The organism is Soonwooa buanensis (assembly GCF_900167905.1).
Lineage (GTDB): Bacteria > Bacteroidota > Bacteroidia > Flavobacteriales > Weeksellaceae > Soonwooa > Soonwooa buanensis.
The window spans coordinates 1-3,087 of sequence record NZ_FUYZ01000025.1; the positions used below are offsets into that span (position 1 = coordinate 1).

Annotated in this window: 2 protein-coding genes; both read left to right on the forward strand. The window is 29.3% G+C overall.

Going from position 1 to position 3,087, the window contains the following annotated elements:
• The first annotated feature begins 126 nt into the window (after positions 1-126).
• On the forward strand, positions 127-2,220 hold the full coding sequence (locus B5X62_RS15355) for an AAA family ATPase (RefSeq protein WP_079668365.1): 2,094 nt from the start codon (positions 127-129) through the stop codon (positions 2,218-2,220).
• 281 nt (positions 2,221-2,501) lie between these two features.
• The gene (locus B5X62_RS15360) at positions 2,502-2,966 is read left to right on the forward strand and encodes a hypothetical protein (protein WP_079668366.1); all 465 of its coding nucleotides are present in this window, start codon (positions 2,502-2,504) and stop codon (positions 2,964-2,966) included.
• Positions 2,967-3,087: the final 121 nt, after the last annotated feature.

The following is a 3,087-nucleotide window of genomic DNA, read 5'->3' on the forward strand; positions in this document are numbered from 1 at the left end:
AATTTAGTTCCAAGAAAAAGCATCGGCTCCGTTTGGTTGTTCTTGAACTTTTAGTTCTTCGAAAGCCCGCACTTCGCCAATACTTTTTCCGTTAGGCGATATTATTCCCAACTCAACTAATAAACCATGTATATTTCAAAATTTTCCGCTTTTAATTATCGTAGCCTTAAGAATGTAACCGTAAGACTTGAAAATGGTAAAAATGTATTTGTTGGCAAAAATAATTCTGGCAAATCAAACATTATAAAAGGAATTGAAATTCTTGTTGGAGAGAAATTTCCAACTTATCAGAATTTAACAAATAATGACTTTTACACTTTTGAGGAGATTGATTATGAAACGGGAGAGTTAAAAGAGGTTATTGCTGAACATCTATACTTAGAAGCAGAATTAGCAGGAAGAGATTTTGACGAAGAGCAAATCAAAACTATAAAAAAAAAGACAGCATTTTCAAAAATTAAGTCATGGAATGCTTTATATTCCAAAACGGAAAATGGTGATATTAATATTAACTTTGATTTATTTCAGAGTCTTGACGAGATTGAACAAAGACAAGAAGTTGAATCTTTAGGACAAAATAAAGGCGGTTATGATATAAAAAATATATGGAAAACGCCAAATGAAGTTATAGAGTTTCTCAAGTCTGCAAAAATCATCAAACTTTTTTTCTGTAAATCAAGAATCGATGATGAAAAATCTGGATTTGGAATAATTTGCTTGGATTCTGCAAACGGAATTTGGGTATCAAATTTCTTGTCAAAAAAACTCAGAGATTCATTAATCGCTACAACTGTAATAAGTGCTTTACGTAGTCAAAAAGAAGATCTACGTCTTGTTCACTATACTTGGTTTGGGAAACTTATTATGGGACTTTGGGAAAATCATAAAACTAACCTCCATCCGAAACTAGAAAAAACATATGAAGATTTAATTAAAGAAAAATCGAGTGAAATAAAACATTTCGTTGATGCGGTTTTCGACAAAGACACAACAGAAATTAGAAAACTATTAGAAGGTGCTATTGCACACAAGACGGTAAGTTTTAAATTTATGAATGATACGAAGAATGAATTGTATAAAAATGTTCAACTATTCGTAAATGATGGAATTGATAGACCTTTACATGAAAAAGGCACAGGAATTCAAAGTGCCATTATTATCTCCTTGTTCTCATTGTATTGCAACAACTTTCATAAAAGTAGCTCATTACTTATCGCAGAAGAGCCTGAATTATTTCTTCATCCACAAGCTAGAAGAGTCATATCCGCAGAGTTAGATAAGTTTTTAGTAAGTTCAACTGAACAACCTAGACAACTAATAATTAGTACACACTCGACTGAATATCTTAAAAATGTAGAACCTTACAATATAATTAGAGTTTATAAAGACCCAAAACATAACTGTTCTATTGCCAAACAACTTGACCAAGATACATCAGAACAAATTACAACGGAACTGAAAAGATTTCTTTGGTCAAATAATACAGAGCTATTTTTTGCAGATAAAGTTGTATTAGTGGAAGGAGGTGAAGTTTATTTAATCCCCGCAATTGTTGACAAACTAAAAAATTCTAAACAATTACTTGATTATCAAAATATAACCATTTCGAGAGTTAATGGAAAAGGAAATTTTCTAAACTATATAAAAATGCTTCAATGCTTTAACATTGAGTATGTAATTTTAGGGGATTTAGATTGTTTCAAAGATGAAGTTCCTAAATTAGTTAAACATTTAAAACTTGATTCAATCAAAGATAATGTAACCAAAATAAAAGAGGCTATTTCAGCAATGCCAATTAGTTATGAAGCAATTGACGAAAGAATAAAAGGAGTTGATAAAAATCATGACGCACAAACATTACAAAATCTTTTTGAAAAGTTATCGAATGGTGAAATCGAAAAGAATAATGAAGAATTACTTGCAACAATTCAATTTATGCAATTACGTTACACAAAAGGTAACAAAGAAGCTGCAATAATTGAATCAATTGGACAGGAAAATTTTAATATTGCTCTTAAAACACTTAGAGAAAACAATATTTTCATTTGGTCAAAAGGAGATCTCGAAACTTATTATACTGATAAATCTAAAGCAATGAAAGGAAGTAAGGATAGTAAAGCACTAGAATTATCATATATATTGAAATCTGAAAAGCAGGAAATAGACGAACTATTTTTGCACATTGATGAAATCATTTTATTGACAGAGCTTATCCTTTAAAACTATAACATCGCCTAACATTGTATTGGCAAAATGCGGGATTAAATGTATAATTGAAAAAGTAGAAATATTTATCCGCCGCTGCTTTTCATATTGTTTTTTTCTTTAATTTAGACAATCTGAAAAAGCATCGGCTCCGTTTGGTCTGAATTTGAACATTCGTTCAACTTAAGCCCGCACTTCGCCAATACTTTTTCCGTTAGCAGAAATGTTATCCAAAAATACGTCACAAAATAATTTTGATAATTTATAATAATATTTAAGCATTAGAATTTATTGATATGAAAAAAATTTTACTCTTACTTTCGATTATTTTATTAAGCTCTTGCGATTTTAAAGATAAAAATGGAAACGCGCCATTAATTGAAGATGCAAATGGAAATTTAATAGACAATCCTAATTATAAAACTAAAGCAGAATCTGAATATGATGAAAAAATGCAAGACGTTCGAGAAAAATATAAAGAATCAAAAACAGATGATGGCACATTAAATTTATCAACTTCTGAACCTACAATAAAAGATAGAGAATCATTTGCCGAAAATTTTAAACCTAAAAATGCAAAAACCGAAGTAAAATTATCTGGAAAAGAAAAAACGACAATTACATTAACATCTGCTTTTACTACTGAATATACATTAGAACAATATGAAAATCTAAATTATTTTGAAGTTCTTAAAAATTTAGGATTTAAAAAAGTGGTGTTTAGCAATGGAAATAAAACTATTGCAACAAAAAAATTATAGAAAAGTGAAAATAAAAACACTTCTGCTAACATTGTATTGGCAAAATGCGGGGTTAAATGTATAATAGAAAGATTTGTAATATTTATCCGCCGCTGCTTTTCATATTGTTTTTTTTCTTAAT